At 64.2% G+C, this 15,425-nt stretch carries 12 protein-coding genes; 9 read left to right on the plus strand and 3 right to left on the minus strand.

Annotation, left to right across the window (positions count from 1 at the left end; all coding sequences use genetic code 11):
• Window positions 1-31: 31 nt before the first annotated feature.
• Window positions 32-1,432 carry a UDP-N-acetylmuramoyl-L-alanine--D-glutamate ligase gene (murD, locus tag IQ24_RS07505; protein ID WP_145397200.1) on the plus strand — a complete coding sequence of 467 codons (1,401 nt, stop codon included), beginning with the start codon at window positions 32-34 and terminating at the stop codon, window positions 1,430-1,432.
• A 93-nt stretch (window positions 1,433-1,525) separates the two neighbouring features.
• On the opposite strand, the gene IQ24_RS07510 is transcribed toward murD, so the two are convergent.
• Window positions 1,526-2,653 carry an OmpP1/FadL family transporter gene (locus IQ24_RS07510; RefSeq protein ID WP_145397201.1) on the minus strand — a complete coding sequence of 376 codons (1,128 nt, stop codon included), beginning with the start codon at window positions 2,651-2,653 and terminating at the stop codon, window positions 1,526-1,528.
• Window positions 2,654-2,929: 276 nt separating this feature from the next.
• Between IQ24_RS07510 and guaB the strand changes: the two genes are divergently transcribed.
• From guaB to IQ24_RS07530, 4 genes are all read left to right on the plus strand, one after another.
• Window positions 2,930-4,378, plus strand: a complete 1,449-nt coding sequence (guaB, locus tag IQ24_RS07515) for an IMP dehydrogenase (RefSeq protein ID WP_145397202.1) — start codon at window positions 2,930-2,932, stop codon at window positions 4,376-4,378.
• 120 nt (window positions 4,379-4,498) lie between these two features.
• On the plus strand, window positions 4,499-5,266 hold the full coding sequence (locus IQ24_RS07520; RefSeq protein WP_242007990.1) for a lysozyme family protein: 768 nt from the start codon (window positions 4,499-4,501) through the stop codon (window positions 5,264-5,266).
• A gap of 85 nt (window positions 5,267-5,351) precedes the next feature.
• On the plus strand, window positions 5,352-6,503 hold the full coding sequence (locus IQ24_RS07525; RefSeq protein ID WP_145397203.1) for an RsmB/NOP family class I SAM-dependent RNA methyltransferase: 1,152 nt from the start codon (window positions 5,352-5,354) through the stop codon (window positions 6,501-6,503).
• A 57-nt stretch (window positions 6,504-6,560) separates the two neighbouring features.
• Window positions 6,561-8,618: a PAS domain-containing hybrid sensor histidine kinase/response regulator gene (locus IQ24_RS07530; RefSeq protein ID WP_242007992.1), complete on the plus strand. Its 2,058-nt coding sequence runs from the start codon at window positions 6,561-6,563 to the stop codon at window positions 8,616-8,618.
• Between the two features lie 3 nt (window positions 8,619-8,621).
• Here the strand turns inward: IQ24_RS07530 and IQ24_RS07535 are convergent, their stop codons facing one another.
• Window positions 8,622-9,206: a sulfotransferase family protein gene (locus IQ24_RS07535; protein WP_145397205.1), complete on the minus strand. Its 585-nt coding sequence runs from the start codon at window positions 9,204-9,206 to the stop codon at window positions 8,622-8,624.
• Window positions 9,207-9,440: 234 nt separating this feature from the next.
• On the opposite strand from IQ24_RS07535, the gene recA reads away from it, so the two are divergent.
• From recA to IQ24_RS07555, 4 genes are all read left to right on the plus strand, one after another.
• On the plus strand, window positions 9,441-10,511 hold the full coding sequence (recA, locus tag IQ24_RS07540; protein ID WP_145397206.1) for a recombinase RecA: 1,071 nt from the start codon (window positions 9,441-9,443) through the stop codon (window positions 10,509-10,511).
• Window positions 10,512-10,702: 191 nt separating this feature from the next.
• A complete protein-coding gene (gene alaS, locus IQ24_RS07545) occupies window positions 10,703-13,363 on the plus strand; it encodes an alanine--tRNA ligase (protein WP_145397207.1) in 2,661 nt (886 codons plus the stop codon).
• The gene (locus IQ24_RS07550) at window positions 13,360-13,659 is read left to right on the plus strand and encodes a DUF1330 domain-containing protein (RefSeq protein ID WP_145397208.1); all 300 of its coding nucleotides are present in this window, start codon (window positions 13,360-13,362) and stop codon (window positions 13,657-13,659) included. The genes alaS and IQ24_RS07550 overlap by 4 nt, the downstream gene beginning before the upstream one ends.
• A 57-nt stretch (window positions 13,660-13,716) precedes the next feature.
• Window positions 13,717-14,511, plus strand: coding sequence for a class II glutamine amidotransferase (locus IQ24_RS07555; protein WP_145397209.1), 795 nt, complete (start codon window positions 13,717-13,719; stop codon window positions 14,509-14,511).
• Window positions 14,512-14,546: 35 nt separating this feature from the next.
• Here IQ24_RS07555 and IQ24_RS07560 read toward each other — a convergent pair whose 3' ends face one another.
• Window positions 14,547-15,362: a cyclase family protein gene (locus IQ24_RS07560; protein WP_145397210.1), complete on the minus strand. Its 816-nt coding sequence runs from the start codon at window positions 15,360-15,362 to the stop codon at window positions 14,547-14,549.
• Window positions 15,363-15,425: the final 63 nt, after the last annotated feature.

The raw sequence follows: 15,425 nt of genomic DNA on the forward strand, positions 1-15,425 counted from the left end.
GCCCCCGGCTTTCCGCATCGAAAGGCAGATCATGATCCCCGTTCAGGGTGTCCAGAATCAGACCATTGCCGTCCTTGGTCTGGGCCGCTCCGGCCGCGCCACGGCCGAGGCTCTTGCCGCAGGCGGCGCAAATGTCATCGTCTGGGACGACGGCGCCGACACGCGTGGAGCGGCCGAGGCACAGGGCCTGCACCTCGCCGACCTCACGCAGGAAAAATCCTGGGAGGGGGTCAGCGCGCTGATCACCAGCCCCGGCATTCCGCATCTCTACCCGCGCCCACATCCGGCGATCGCCATGGCGCTGAAACTGGGCGTGCCGGTCGACAATGACATCGGGCTTTTCTTCCGCAGCTTCGCCACGCGCGACTGGGACAGTTTCGACACCATGCCGCGCGTCGTGGCGATCACCGGCTCGAACGGCAAATCCACCACAACGGCGCTGATCCATCACATTCTCCAACAATCGGGCCGGCCCACGCAGATGGGCGGCAACATCGGCACCGGTGTCCTCTCGCTCGAGCCCGCCCAGGACGCCGAGGTCGTGGTGCTAGAGCTTTCCAGCTACCAGACCGATCTCGCCCGGGCGCTCACCCCCGATGTCGCGGTCTTCACCAATCTCTCGCCCGATCACCTCGACCGCCACGGCGGCCCCGGCGGCTATTTCGCCGCCAAGCGCCGCCTCTTTGCCGAAGGCGGCCCTGATCGCGCGATCATCGGCGTCGATGAGGTCGAGGGCCAATATCTGGCCAACCAGCTCTCGCAGGGACCGACGGATGACCGGGTGATCCGCATCTCTTCCGGGCAGAAACTCGAAAGCTCGGGCTGGACGGTCTTCGCCCGCAAGGGCTTCCTCGCCGAATGGCGCAAGGGGCGGCAAGTGGCTTCCATCGACCTGCGCGGCATCACCGGCCTGCCGGGCGCGCATAACCACCAGAACGCCTGCGCCGCCTATGCCGCGACCCGCGCCCTCGGCCTCGCCCCGCGCGAGATCGAGGCCGCCTTCCACAGCTTCTCGGGCCTGCCGCACCGCAGCCAGACCGTGGCCGAGATCAACGGCATCCGCTGGGTCAATGACAGCAAAGCCACCAATGTCGATGCCGCCGCCAAGGCGCTTCAGGCCTTCGACCGCATCCGGTGGATCGCCGGAGGCTTGGGCAAGGACGGCGGCATCGCCGCGCTCGCGCCCGATCTCGGCAAGGTCGTCAAAGCCTATCTCATTGGCCATTCGGCCCGCGATTTCGCTCTGGAACTGGGCCAAACCCCCTATGAGATCGCCGAAACCATGGAGCAGGCCGTCGCCCACGCCCATGCCGAGGCCCAAGCGGGAGAGACGGTGCTTCTCGCCCCCGCCGCCGCCAGCTTCGACCAATACCCCAATTTCGAAAAACGCGGCGAGCATTTCACCGCCCTCGTCGAAGCCCTCAAGACCTGAGCGCTTCTTCGTTGCTGAAATACCCATCAAAGGGTGCAGAAAGACCAAAGGCCCCAGCAAATGCCGGGGCCTTCGTCATTTCACGCCACAAGCTTAGAAGCTGTAGCCAACCCGGACGCCCACGCCCCAGGCATCGCTGTCCCGCATCCGCGCGCGTGCCACGTCGGGCGTGCCGGTCTCGGGATCGGCGCTGCCAAGCTTGGTATAGTTGACGCCGGTGGTGATCTTCATGTTGTCGCGGGTATAGATCGCGGCCACGGTGATCGCCTTGCGGCCATTGGTCGGTGCCAGGGGCGAGACCATATCGTCGCCCGTCGACGGCTCATAAAGGAACGAGACGGTCCCCGACCAGTTGTCGTTGAACTTGCGTCCCACGCCGATCGTATAGGTGGTCGTATCCTCCAGCGCGACCAGCCCCTCGTCGACGCCGAAACCATTCGGCGGTGCCACGACCAGCATGGTCGGACGGACGCGGAACTCGGACCAGTTCACCCAGCGGATCGAGCCGAACAGCAGCGTGTCCTCGGCGATGCCGGTCTGGCCTTCCAGCGTCCAGGAACGCGGGGTCTTCACCTTGGTCTTGTCGTCCAGCGTGCCGAAGGCGCTGGATTCATGGGTGTCGAACTCATGCTCGATGGGCGAGTTATAGGTCAGTGAGACACGGGCCGCGATCTCGGGGATCTCATAGGCCACGCCCGCGACCCAGCCGAAGCCCCAGCTGTTGTCCAGCTTCACGTTGTAGCCCGAGATCGGGCCATAGGCGAGGCCGCTCAGGTTCACCTCACCCTCGGCATGCGAGCCGCGGATACCACCATGGACCGAGAAGTTGTTCTCGAACTTGTAGCGCAGCAGCGCGGTATAGGTGGTCGAGTCGACCTTGGCCGAGGTGCCGCCCAGCATCATCGAGCTGCTGTCATAGCGGATGTCGGCACCGAAGGGCTGCTCCATGATGAAGACGCCCGACAGATTGTCGTTGAACTGATGCTTGTACGAGATGCCTGCGAAGCCATAGCCCTTGGCGACATCGCCAGTGCGGGCATCGACGCCGGGGATCAGGTCGCGCCCCGAAACGCTGGGGTCGACGCCTCCGAAACTGAATTCGACGTAATTGCCCTTCTCGAACATGGGTGCAAGCGACTGCGGTGCCCGCTCAATCCCGCCCGCAAGGACCGGAGCGGCGGTGACCAGTAGCGCGCCGATGCTGGTAAATGTTCTTTTCATGATTTCCTCCCCTTCGACTGCATCAGGTCAGCCTCGAATGAAGCGTGCGTTACCACGCCCGGTTGCGTCAATCTGGCGTGCTCTCTGACGTCACGTTTCGGGGATCAATGGGGTGGGGCCGTGTTGTTGCGGCAACTTTCCGCAGCGTCGCCGATATTTTCCCACCGTTTCCGGCTTCTGCAGGAATGCGCGGCAAGGGCCTTCGGATGCTCTGGACAAATCCGTTCCGGCGTGAAATGGGAAACTGCCAAACGAACCCCTGACAAGGATGCTCCCATGCAGATTCGTGAGGCTTTGACCTTCGACGATGTCCTTCTGGTCCCCGCTGCTTCCTCGGTGATGCCGTCGACGGCGGATGTGACGACTTATGTCACCAAACAGATCCGGATGAACATTCCGCTGCTCTCCAGCGCCATGGATACGGTCACCGAAAGCCGCATGGCGATTGCGATGGCCCAGGCCGGTGGCATTGGCGTGATTCACCGCAACCTGACCACCGAACAGCAGGCGAACGAGGTTCGCCGGGTGAAGCGGTTCGAATCCGGCATCGTCTATACGCCGATCACGCTGCGTGCCGATCAGACGCTGGCCGACGCCAAGGCGCTGCAGGACCGCTACAACGTCACCGGCTTCCCGGTGGTCGATGCCGAGGGCCGGGTCGTGGGCATCGTGACCAACCGCGACATGCGCTTTGCCAGCGACGACCGCACCCCGGTCAGCGTGATGATGACCTCGGACAATCTGGCGATCCTGCAAGAGCCCGCCGACCGCGCGCAGGCCATCGACCTGATGAAGGCCCGCCGGATCGAGAAGCTGCTGGTCACCGATGGCGCGGGCAAGCTGACCGGCCTGCTGACGCTGAAGGACACCGAGATGTCGGTGCTCAACCCCTTGGCCTGCAAGGACGATCTGGGCCGCCTGCGGGTGGCCGCCGCCTCGACCGTGGGCGAAGAGGGCTATGAGCGCAGCCAGGCGCTGATCGACGCGGGCGTCGATCTGGTGGTGATCGACACCGCGCATGGCCATTCCGAGGGCGTCGCCAAGGCCGTCAGCCGCATCAAGGGCTTCTCGAATGAGGTGCAGGTGGTCGCGGGCAATGTCGCCACGGCCTCGGCCGCGCGCGCGCTGATCGACGCCGGCGCCGATGCGGTCAAGGTGGGCATTGGCCCCGGCTCGATCTGCACCACCCGCATCGTCGCGGGTGTTGGCGTGCCGCAGCTGACCGCGATCATGGATGCGGTCTCGGGCGCGGGCGACGTTCCGATCATCGCCGATGGCGGCATCAAGTTCTCGGGCGATTTCGCCAAGGCGATCGCGGCGGGCGCAAGCTGCGCCATGGTCGGCTCGGCCATCGCCGGGACCGATGAAAGCCCGGGCGAGGTGATCCTCTATCAGGGCCGCTCGTTCAAATCCTATCGCGGCATGGGCTCGCTGGGTGCGATGGCGCGTGGTTCGGCGGACCGGTATTTCCAGAAAGATGCGGCGTCCGACAAGCTGGTGCCCGAGGGGATCGAGGGGCAGGTGCCCTATAAAGGCGCCGCCGGAGCGGTCATCCACCAACTGGTCGGGGGCCTTCGCGCGGCCATGGGCTACACCGGCAACGCCACCGTCGAAGAGATGCGCAAGAATTGCGAATTCGTCCGCATCACCAATGCAGGGCTCAGCGAAAGCCACGTCCATGACGTGCAGATCACCCGCGAAAGCCCGAACTATCGCATGGGCTGAGCCCCTGCGGTGAAGATTGAAAGCGGCGTCGGGGCGATCCCGGCGCCGTTTTTCATGCGCCAACCGAATCTTAAGCATTCCGAGGGTAAGACGGGGTGTCCTGTTCCTTCGGTCGTGCCCGTGCGTCTCTCTGCCCTTCTTTTCTGTCTGCTCTTGCTGCTGCCGCGCGTCGCGCTGGCGGTGCCATCGGCTGATGTCTGCGAATGGGCGGCCCAGCAGGCGGCGGCGGAAACGGGCGTGCCTGCCGATATTCTGGGCGCGTTGACGCTGACCGAAACCGGCAGGCGAACCGATGGCGTTGTGCGCCCCTGGGCGTGGAGCGCGAATGCCGAAGGCGAAGGGGCCTGGTTCGACGACCCGCAATCGGCGATTGCCTTCGCTGAACAGCGCGTCGCCATGGGACGTCCTAATGTCGATATCGGCTGCTTTCAGTTGAACTACCGCTGGCATGGCGAGAATTTTCAGTCGGTCGCGCAGATGTTCGACCCTTTGACGAATGCCCGCTATGCCGCGCAATTCGTCAGCCAGCTTTACGCCGAAACGGGCGATTGGCGGGTGGCGGCAGGCGCGTTTCACTCGCGCACGCCGGTGCATGCGAACCGCTATCTCGCGCGGTTCGATACCCTGCGCGACATGCTGCAGACGCGGGGATTTGCCCAGATGACGGGCGCGCCCGAAACCTACAATCAGTTCCAGATGGCGCAGGCGGGACCACGCCGCGAACCTCGCGCACGGGTGATGTTGCTGGGGGCGCCGCTTGGCAGCGCGCCGTCCGGGCAGGTCGCCTCGCTGGCGGTGATCAACGCGCCGCGCGGGCCAATGATCGCGACCCGCGCCACCATGCTCTCGGACGGAGAGGGGGCGGCGCGCGGATCTCTCTGGCGCTAGGGCGGCTGCGGGATTGACTTTCCGTTGTGCAGACAGCTTCTGGGCAGCACCACCCGCGCTATCGCCCTTGAAGGGCAGGACCGACATGACCCCCAACGCACGCATTTCTGCGGCCATCGACATTCTGGACCACGTGCTGGGCGGCATGCCCGCCGAGGCTGCGCTTCTGCGTTGGTCACGCTCCAGCCGCTTTGCCGGGTCGGGCGATCGCAACGCGGTGCGCGATCTGGTCTTTGACGGGCTGCGGCGGCTGCGGTCGCGCGCGGCTCTGGGCGGCTCCATGTCCGGGCGTGGCGTGATGCTGGGCATGTGCCGCGAAACCGGCCTCGACCCCGTCAACGTCTTCACCGGCGAGGGCCATGCACCGCTCCCCCTGACTGCAGCCGAGCTGGCTGCCGGGCAGGCTCCGAAAGGACTTGAGGCGCTGGATCTGCCCGATGAGGTCTGGCCGCTGTGGCAGCAATCGCTTGGTCACCGCGCCGAGGATGTCGCGCTGGCGATGCGGGATCGCGCGCCCGTCTGGCTCAGGGTCAATGCGCTGAGGGTCGATCCGCAGCAGGCTATCGCTGCGCTGCAAGCCGAAGGCATCACCTGCCAGCCGCATTCGGAGCTACCCACGGCGCTGATGGTGACCGACGGCGCGCGAAAGATTGCCGCCTCGTCAGCCTATCGCGATGGCCTGATCGAGCTGCAGGACCTCTCCCCTCAACTCGCCTGCGCGGCGCTTCCCGCTGCCAAGCGGGCGCTTGATTATTGTGCGGGTGGCGGCGGCAAGGCGCTTGCCCTCGCGGCCAGTGGCATCGGCTCAGTCGTTGCCCATGACGCCAGTGCCGCGCGGATGACCGACCTGGCGCAGCGCGCACGACGTGCTGGCGCGCGAATTCAAATCGCCGCGCCCGGCAGCGTGAAGGGCAGCTTCGATCTGGTTCTGGTCGATGTGCCATGCTCGGGCTCGGGTACCTGGCGCAGGACGCCGGATGCGAAATGGCGTTTCAGCATGCCTGCGCTGCACAACCTGTTGCAAACGCAGAAGGATATCCTTGATGAGGTCGTGCCGCATGTCGCGCCGAAGGGGCATCTGGCCTATATGACCTGCTCGGTACTGACGCCCGAAAACGGCGATCAGATCGCGGCCTTTCTGACCCGTCATCCGGATTTCGAACAGGATTTCCAACGCTCTTTCCTGCCGCCTGAGGCGTCGGACGGATTTTTCATGGCGGTTTTGCGGCGCCGTTAACCCTGCATTAACGCGTGTGGCGCTAGGCTCGGGGCACGAATGGCAATGCGAGGCAGGATGATGCGAAGATCCGAAAGGGCTGATGCGGCGCGGGCCGGGCATCTGCTTTTGCCGCTTCTTGTCCTGCCGGCGCTTGTCGGGGCCTTGCTGCTGGCCGTTTTTCCCTCGGAACCTGATGGGATGGTGCTGGTGATCGGCAGCAGCGCGGTTCTTGCCTGGTTCCTGCTGGGCGGCTCGATCTCGGTTGCGAGTATCTGGGGGCGGCTGGCCGTGCATCGCGCCTGCAACCAGCTTCGCGCCGCGATTGCCGATATCGAGGGACCTGCGTTCATCATTGGCCCCGGTGGGGCGATCCTCGATCAGAACGAGGACGCACTGGCGCGGGCGGGCGATCTGGTCGGACAGAAGATTCATCATCTTCTGGGCCGCCGCTATGCCGAGCCCGAGCGCATGTGGTCGGATATCGGGATCAGCCTTGGCAGATCGGGCCGCTCAGCCGCCGATCTGGGGGCGCTGGGCGATTTTTTCATCAGCCGTGAGGCGGGGTCAGAGCTGCAGCTTTGGCAGCTCAAGTCGAACCTGAAGCAAATTCGTCAGCAGCTCTCGGTTGTGCCGTCGGATGATTTCGCATCCCTGCCGGTGTCGCTGCTTCGGCTGACCGCTGAGGGGAAAATCCTTTCGGCGAACGCCTCTGCGCGGGAGTTGCTGGGACCGCATGTCGAGGGCCAGACATTGTCCGCGCTGTTCGACGGGCTTGGGAGGAATGTCTCGGATTGGGTCGGCGACGTGTCGATGGGGCGGATGAAGGGCTCGGCCGAGGTGCTGCATTTCCGCACGGATGGCGCCGACCGCTACGTCCAGATCAGCCTGTCGCCTGCGACGGACGGGCTGGTAACAGCCGTGCTTTCGGACGTGAGTGAGTTGAAGACGCTTGAGGCGCAATTCGTCCAAAGCCAGAAGATGCAGGCCATCGGCCAGCTGGCGGGCGGGATCGCGCACGACTTCAACAACCTGCTGACGGCGATCCGGGGGCATTGCGACCTGTTGATGCTGCGTCATGACCGGTCAGATCCCGATTACGCCGACCTTGACCAGATCAGCCAGAACACGAACCGGGCGGCGGCGCTGGTGCGTCAGCTGCTGGCATTTTCGCGCAAGCAGATGCTGCGGTTACAGCCGCTGGATCTGCGGGAAACCCTGTCCGACCTGACCCATCTGCTCAATCGACTTGTCGGTGAACGGATCATCCTGACATTCGAGCATCACCCTGCACTGCGGACGATCCGTGCCGACCGTCGTCAGCTTGAACAGGTCATCATGAATCTTGTGGTGAATGCGCGGGACGCCATGCCCCAAGGTGGGAACATCACCATCGCCACGGACAACATCAGCTTTGCCGACCCGACCGAGATCGGGCGCGCGATCCTGCCCGCCGGTGAATATGTCCGGGTGTCGGTGCGCGATCAGGGTTGCGGTATCTCTCCGGATATTCTGGCCAAGATATTCGAGCCATTTTACACGACCAAGCGCACGGGCGAAGGCACGGGGCTGGGCCTCTCGACCGCTTATGGCATCGTGAAACAGACCGGTGGCTATATCTTCTGCGACAGCACCCCGGGCGAAGGCAGCAACTTTGCTTTGTATTTCCCCGCGCATGAGGGGGAAATTGTCGCACAGGATGAGACGCCTTCCGCGCCAGCCCCCATCAGCCGCCCCCGGCGCGAGATGGACGCGACGGTTCTTCTGGTCGAGGATGAAGCGCCGGTGCGTGCCTTTGCCAGCCGCGCCCTGAAGCTGCAGGGGTTCAAGGTCCTTGAGGCCGCCTGTGCCGAGGATGCGCTGGATATCCTGACGGACCCTGAGGTCGCGGTCGATATTTTCGTCACCGATGTGGTGATGCCTGGAATGGACGGCCCCACTTGGGTGCGGGCGGCGCTGAAAGACAGGCCCGAGACCCGTGTGGTCTTCATGTCCGGCTATGCAGAAGATGTCTTCACTGAGGATCGAGAGCCGATCCCCGGATCGACCTTCCTGGCAAAGCCGTTTTCTCTGTCGGACCTGACGACCATGGTGGCAAGCCAGGTCGAGCGAGAGGCACCGCCTGCAACCCCCTGACGCTTAAAGCGTGCGATAGATCGCCAGATCGGCCTCAAGCGCCTGCATCAGATTGGAATGCTGATCGGCATTCAGCGTCACATCGGCGGCGGGCGGGACGTTGATGTGCGGCAGTCGCAGAGCGCAATCCAGCCGATCTTCAAGGAAATCGGTGAAGGCTTCCATGTCCTCATAGCGGAAGATGCGGTCGACCCTGCTGGGGCCGTCAGTCAGAAATCCCGATTGCGATCCGACATCGGCCAGTGAGCCTGCGGTGCCACTGGCGTACAGCCGGGAGAATTCGGCGAAAGACACACCGGTCATGGGGTGGGCGGGGTCGTCCTGATCGTCCCGCTGGCGAAAGCGATACCAGCTTTGCAGCCAGCTGAGCGGTTCTCGCATCAGGGCAACGGTCGTGAAGGCATCGCCGGTGGCAGATTGCAGCCAGGGCGCGATGAACTGGCGAAAGGTGCGAAAATCCGTGTGTTTGAGCTCGGCGGGTCGTTGGACGGCCAGGTTTGCAAGCCCCTCCAGCGCGGCCTCGATCGCGGTTGAACCCGCTTTCGGCGTCGCAAGGAAAACAAGGCGGCGTTCCCAGAAGATCAACATTCTGCCGCCCTTCAAACGTAACTGTCGACCTGCGGGAAATATCGGTTGGTGCCCCTGCTGTAAACCAAATCTTAACCCCTGCATGCCAACATCGGCGGAAGGATGGTGATGGGATTAACTAAAAACTTGCAAACGCCCGCGTTCAGGGGCAAGTAAGAACAAGACATGAACATAAGCCCGGGTGGGGCACCGATTGCCCCGGCGTTCGGGGTGTGAAATAACCGTGAGGACGGCATGGCAGGGGCAACACTTTTCGATATGAGCGACAAGAAAACGGCTGACAAGCAAAAGGCGCTGGACAGCGCTCTGGCCCAGATCGAGCGTCAGTTCGGCAAGGGCTCGATCATGAAGCTCGGCGCGGACAATCCGGTGGCCGAGATCGAGGCCACCTCGACGGGCTCGCTGGGGCTGGACATCGCTTTGGGCATTGGCGGCCTGCCGAAAGGCCGCATCATTGAGATTTTCGGGCCGGAAAGCTCGGGCAAGACGACGCTGACGCTGCATGTGGTGGCCGAAGAGCAGAAAAAGGGCGGCGTTTGCGCCTTTGTCGATGCCGAGCATGCGCTGGACCCGCAATATGCGAAGAAGCTGGGCGTCAATCTGGATGAGCTGCTGATCAGCCAGCCGGACACGGGCGAACAGGCGCTGGAGATCGTGGATACGCTGGTGCGCTCGGGCGCGGTCAGCCTGGTTGTCGTCGACTCGGTCGCGGCCCTGACCCCGAAATCCGAGATCGAGGGCGATATGGGCGATATGCAGATGGGGTCTCAGGCCCGTCTGATGAGCCAGGCGATGCGCAAGCTGACCGCCTCGATCGGTCGCTCGAACTGCATGGTCATCTTCATCAACCAGATCCGGATGAAGATCGGCGTCATGTTCGGCAACCCGGAAACCACGACGGGCGGGAACGCGCTGAAGTTCTATGCCTCGGTGCGTCTGGACATCCGCCGCACGGGGTCGATCAAGGACCGCGATGAGGTGATCGGCAACGCCACCCGCGTCAAGGTGGTCAAGAACAAGGTGGCCCCTCCGTTCCGGCAGGTCGAATTCGACATCATGTATGGCGAAGGCATCTCGAAAACCGGCGAGCTTCTGGACCTTGGGGTCAAGGCGGGCGTCGTCGAGAAGTCGGGCTCGTGGTATTCCTATGGCGATGAGCGCATCGGTCAGGGCCGCGAGAATGCCAAGCAGTTCCTGCGCGACAATCCCGACACGGCCTATGCCATCGAAGACAAGATCCGCGCCAGCCACGGTCTGGACTTCGGGGCCGCCGAAGAGAGCGATGGCGACGTCATGGAAGAGTGATCGGCAGCGATCACCAGAAGAACGCAAGGGGCCGAAAGGCCCCTTTGTCATAGGGGCCGCCTGATCCCGCGATACGACTAGCTGTCGACTTCTGGCGGATGCGCCTTTACGCAGGCGACAGCGGGGGATAATGAAATCCTCCACACTCATATGCAGCGCCGGCCCAGGGCCTATCAGCGGGATCGCCAGAAATGCCAAGCCTGAACGACATTCGTTCCACCTTCCTGGATTTCTTCAAGCGCAACGATCACCAGGTCGTCGCCTCAAGCCCGCTTGTGCCGCGCAATGACCCGACGCTCATGTTCACGAACTCGGGCATGGTCCAGTTCAAGAACCTGTTCACCGGGGTTGAGCATCGCGACTACAAGCGCGCGACCACCTCGCAGAAATGCGTCCGCGCGGGCGGCAAGCACAACGACCTTGACAATGTGGGCTATACCGCGCGCCACCACACTTTCTTCGAAATGCTGGGCAATTTCAGCTTCGGCGACTATTTCAAATCCGACGCGATCCCCTTCGCGTGGGAGCTGCTGACCAAGGACTTCGGCATTCCGAAGGACAAGCTGCTGGTCACGGTCTATCACACCGACGATGAGGCCGCGAACATCTGGAAGAAGGTGGCGGGACTTTCGGACGACCGCATCATCCGCATCCCGACCGATGACAACTTCTGGCGCATGGGACCGACCGGCCCCTGCGGCCCCTGCACCGAGATTTTCTTCGACCACGGCGATCACATCTGGGGCGGCCCTCCCGGCTCGCCCGATGAGGACGGCGACCGCTTCATCGAGATCTGGAACCTCGTCTTCATGCAGAACGAGCAGTTCGAGGATGGCTCGATGCGCGAGCTTGAGATGCAGTCGATCGACACAGGCATGGGGCTGGAGCGGATCGGCGCGCTTCTGCAGGGCAAGCACGATAACTATGACACCGACCTGATGCGCAGCCTGATCGAGGCGAGCGCGAATGCCACCAGCAGCGATCCGGACGGTCCGGGCAAGGTGCATCACCGCGTCGTGGCGGACCACCTGCGCTCGACCAGCTTCCTGATTGCGGATGGCGTGATGCCCTCGAACGAGGGGCGCGGCTATGTGCTGCGCCGGATCATGCGCCGCGCGATGCGCCACATCCACATGCTGGGGGCGAAGGACCCGGTGATGTACAAGCTGGTTCCCGCGCTGGTGCGCCAGATGGGCGCTGCCTATCCCGAGCTTGGCCGCGCGCAGCCGCTGATTGAGGAAACGCTGAAACTTGAGGAAAGCCGCTTCCGCCAGACGTTGGACCGCGGTCTGCGCCTGCTGGACGATGAGCTGTCGAGGCTGCCCGAGGGTGCGAACCTGCCGGGCGAGGCGGCGTTCAAGCTGTACGACACCTATGGCTTCCCGCTGGACCTGACGCAGGATGCGCTGCGCGAAATGGGCCGCGCGGTCGATACCGCCGGGTTCGACAGCGCCATGGCCGAACAGAAGGCGAAGGCGCGCGCGGCATGGTCCGGCTCGGGCGAGGCCAAGGATGCGACGATCTGGTTCGAACTGGCCGAGCAGCACGGCGCGACCGAATTCCTGGGCTATGACACCGAGATCAGCGAGGGTCAGGTTCTGGCTCTGGTGCAGGACGGCGCCGGGATTGAGCAGGCGAGCGAGGGCCAGCAGGTCCAGATCGTCGTGAACCAGACGCCCTTCTATGCGGAATCAGGCGGGCAGGTGGGCGATACCGGCCTGATCAAGACCGAAACCGGCGCCGCGCGGGTCACCGACACGCGCAAGGCGGGCGGCGTCTTCATCCATGTGGCCGAGGTCACGCTGGGCACGATCTCGCGCGGGCAGGGGGCGCAGCTTTCGGTGGATCACACGCGCCGCAGCGCGATCCGCGCGAACCATTCGGCGACGCACCTGCTGCATGAGGCGCTGCGCCGGGCATTGGGTGAGCATGTTGCTCAGCGCGGCAGCTTGAACGCGCCCGACCGTCTGCGCTTCGACTTCAGCCATGCCAAGGCGATGTCGCCCGAGGAAATCGCGCAGGTCGAGCGTGAGGTGAACGAATTCATCCGCCAGAACAGCCCGGTCGAGACGCGGATCATGACGCCTGATGACGCACGCGGTCTGGGCGCGCAGGCGCTGTTTGGCGAAAAATACGGCGATGAGGTACGCGTCGTGTCCATGGGTGAGCTGGAAGGCTCGGGCAAGGGCAGCAATGGCCAGACCTATTCGCTGGAGCTTTGCGGCGGCACCCATGTCGCGCGCACCGGCGATATCGGCATGTTTGCCCTGACCGCCGAGACGGCCTCGGCCGCAGGCGTGCGTCGGATCGAGGCGCTGACCGGGCAGGCGGCGATGGAAGAGCTGCGCCGCGTCGATGCGGAACTGACCGAGATCGCCAGCGTGCTGAAGGCGCAGGCGGGCGATGTGGTCAGCAAGGTTCGCGCCTTGGCCGATGAGCGCAAGGCGCTGGCCAATGAGGTCGCGCAGCTGAAGCGTCAGCTGGCGATGGGCGTCGGCGGTGCCGAGGATGCACCCAAGGAGATCAACGGCATCAAGCTGATCGCGCGCCGCGTCGATGGCGTTTCGGGCAAGGAGCTGGGGCCGCTGGTCGATGAGATCAAGGCGAAGCTGGGCTCGGGCGCTGTCGTCGTTCTGGCCGAGGCTGAGGGCAAGGCCACGGTCGCGGCGGGCGTGACGCCGGATCTGACCGGCCGTGTCTCGGCGGTGGAGCTGGTGCAGGCCGCGACGGCGGCTCTTGGCGGCAAGGGTGGCGGTGGCCGTCCCGACCGCGCACAGGGTGGCGCGCCCAGCCTTGAGGCGGCGGATGCCGCGATCACCGCAGTTGAAACCCTGATCGGAGAGAAAGCATGACCGCGCTTTGGATTGCCAATGTCACCGTCACCGATGATGAGGCCTATGGCCGCTACGCCAAGCTTGCGACGGTCGTGATCGCCGAACATGGCGGCGTGTTCCTGACCCGTGGCGGCAAATATGTGCAGCTTGAGGGCCGGGACCGTCCGCGCAATGTCGTGGCGCGCTTTCCCAGCCTTGAGGCGGCCGAGGCCTGCTATCGCTCGGCCGGTTATCAGGAAGCGCTGTCGCATGCCCGCAATGCCTCCGAGCGCGATCTTGTGATCGTCGAAGAAGTCGCGCCTCCTGCGAAATAACGTGATTCGTTAGGAAGTTGGTGCTAGCCTCGGAGAAAAGTCGCAAAGGGGCAGAGCATGTGTCGCTGGGCCGCCTATATTGGCAGTCCCATCTATCTTGAGGATGTGATCAGCCGCCCGGGCCATTCGCTCGTGCGGCAAAGCCACGGCGCAACGCGGTGCCATACACCCGTCAACGCCGATGGTTTCGGCATCGCTTGGTATGGGGATCGGGAAGAACCGGGGCTTTATCGCGACGTCATGCCCGCATGGTCAGACCCCAATCTGCGCAGCCTGACCGCGACCGTACGCTCGCATCTGTTCATGGCGCATGTGCGGGCCTCGACCGGCACGGCGACCAGCCGGAACAACTGTCACCCCTTCGTCGTCGGCCGCTGGTGCTTCATGCACAATGGCCAGTTCGGCGGCTATGACAGCTATCGGCGCGCGGCCGAGCAGTTGATCCCCGACGATTATTACGCCCATCGCAAGGGCGCGACCGACAGCGAGGCGCTGTTTCTGTCCGCACTTGGCGCGGGCCTTGACGGCGATCCGGCAGGTGCGATGGCGCGGGCGACGGCGGCTTTCGAGGATCTGGCCCATCAGCGCGGCACCGCGCCCTATGTCCGCCTGACCGCCGCATTCTCGGACGGCCAACGCCTTTATGCGCTGCGCTATGCCAGCGACGATCAAGCCCCCACGCTTTATCACCGCTGGTCGGTCGGGCGCGGCGGGCGAGCTGTCGTGTCGGAGCCTCTCGAGGCGGATGAGGCCGATTGGCTAGAAGTCCCGCAGGGCTCTTTCTGCATCTTCGAAGGCGAGGAGGTCACGATCCTGCCCTTTGCCCCCGGCAAGGCGCAGGCCGCCGCCTGAGCGGGCAGGTCGGCCCCGCCGACCCGCCCAACCCGTTACATCATCGCCAGAATGCGGGCTGGTCCGCCGGTGCCGCGCGCATGTTTCGGCGCGCCGACGAACAGCGTGGCCCCCTTGGCGGGCATCTGGTCCAGATTGGCCAGCCCCTCGATCCCGAAACGCCCCGAGGGCAACCACGAGTGATGCACCGCCAGATCCGTGGAATTCCCGGGGTCCAGCGACAGCGTGTCGACCCCGATCGCGCCAACCTCCATCCCCGCAAGCATATCGGTCGCGGCGGTCGAAAAGCCGGGGAAGGCGAAATTCCCGGCAGCGTCATTGCGGAACTCGGGCGATGCGACCTTCGCCGCCCAGCCCGAATTCATCGCCACGCAGGCGCCTTTCGGAATCTCGCCATTGGCGCTGACCCAGGCTTCGATATCGGCAGGCTCGACCATGGCATTCGCATCGTCGCGGGCCTTGGCGGTCAGGTCGATGACGCAAAGCGGACAGATCAGCGACTCGGGCGCAAGTTCCGCGACCGATTTCCCATCTTTCGAAAAATGCAGCGGCGCGTCGATATGCGTGCCCGAATGCTCAAAGATTGTCAGCTTCCACAGCTGATAGCCCGCCTGATCGATATTCACCGCCTCTTCATAGGCGATGCCGGGCTTGCCGTCGAAGGTCGGGAATTTCTCATCGAAGACATGGGTCAGGTCGACCACCTTGCCCGTGCTTTGCGCCAGCGCCGGGCGCGCGCTCAGCGCGCCAAGCGCCAGCGCCGCAGTTCCGGCCGCAGCCGCACCGGCAAACAGGCTCCGGCGGCTCATCATCGAACGCTTCACATCTTCCATCACGCAGGCATGACACATCTGCATCACCTTCATCTGGCCGGACCCGCTCCGGCGGCAGGCTCAGGCTGACACGATATGGCA

The organism is Paracoccus sulfuroxidans (assembly GCF_007830335.1).
GTDB lineage: Bacteria > Pseudomonadota > Alphaproteobacteria > Rhodobacterales > Rhodobacteraceae > Paracoccus > Paracoccus sulfuroxidans.

Excerpts from the sequence above, each read along its gene's own strand:
- murD (WP_145397200.1), top strand. The coding sequence starts at position 32 with ATGATCCCCGTTCAGGGTGTCCAGAATCAGACCATTGCCGTCCTTGGT.
- IQ24_RS07530 (WP_242007992.1), top strand. The coding sequence starts at position 6,561 with ATGATGCGAAGATCCGAAAGGGCTGATGCGGCGCGGGCCGGGCATCTG.
- alaS (WP_145397207.1), top strand. The coding sequence starts at position 10,703 with ATGCCAAGCCTGAACGACATTCGTTCCACCTTCCTGGATTTCTTCAAG.
- IQ24_RS07560 (WP_145397210.1), bottom strand. The coding sequence starts at position 15,362 with ATGTGTCATGCCTGCGTGATGGAAGATGTGAAGCGTTCGATGATGAGC.
- IQ24_RS07550 (WP_145397208.1), top strand. The coding sequence starts at position 13,360 with ATGACCGCGCTTTGGATTGCCAATGTCACCGTCACCGATGATGAGGCC.
- IQ24_RS07525 (WP_145397203.1), top strand. The coding sequence starts at position 5,352 with ATGACCCCCAACGCACGCATTTCTGCGGCCATCGACATTCTGGACCAC.
- guaB (WP_145397202.1), top strand. The coding sequence starts at position 2,930 with ATGCAGATTCGTGAGGCTTTGACCTTCGACGATGTCCTTCTGGTCCCC.
- IQ24_RS07555 (WP_145397209.1), top strand. The coding sequence starts at position 13,717 with ATGTGTCGCTGGGCCGCCTATATTGGCAGTCCCATCTATCTTGAGGAT.
- IQ24_RS07535 (WP_145397205.1), bottom strand. The coding sequence starts at position 9,206 with ATGTTGATCTTCTGGGAACGCCGCCTTGTTTTCCTTGCGACGCCGAAA.
- IQ24_RS07510 (WP_145397201.1), bottom strand. The coding sequence starts at position 2,653 with ATGAAAAGAACATTTACCAGCATCGGCGCGCTACTGGTCACCGCCGCT.
- recA (WP_145397206.1), top strand. The coding sequence starts at position 9,441 with ATGGCAGGGGCAACACTTTTCGATATGAGCGACAAGAAAACGGCTGAC.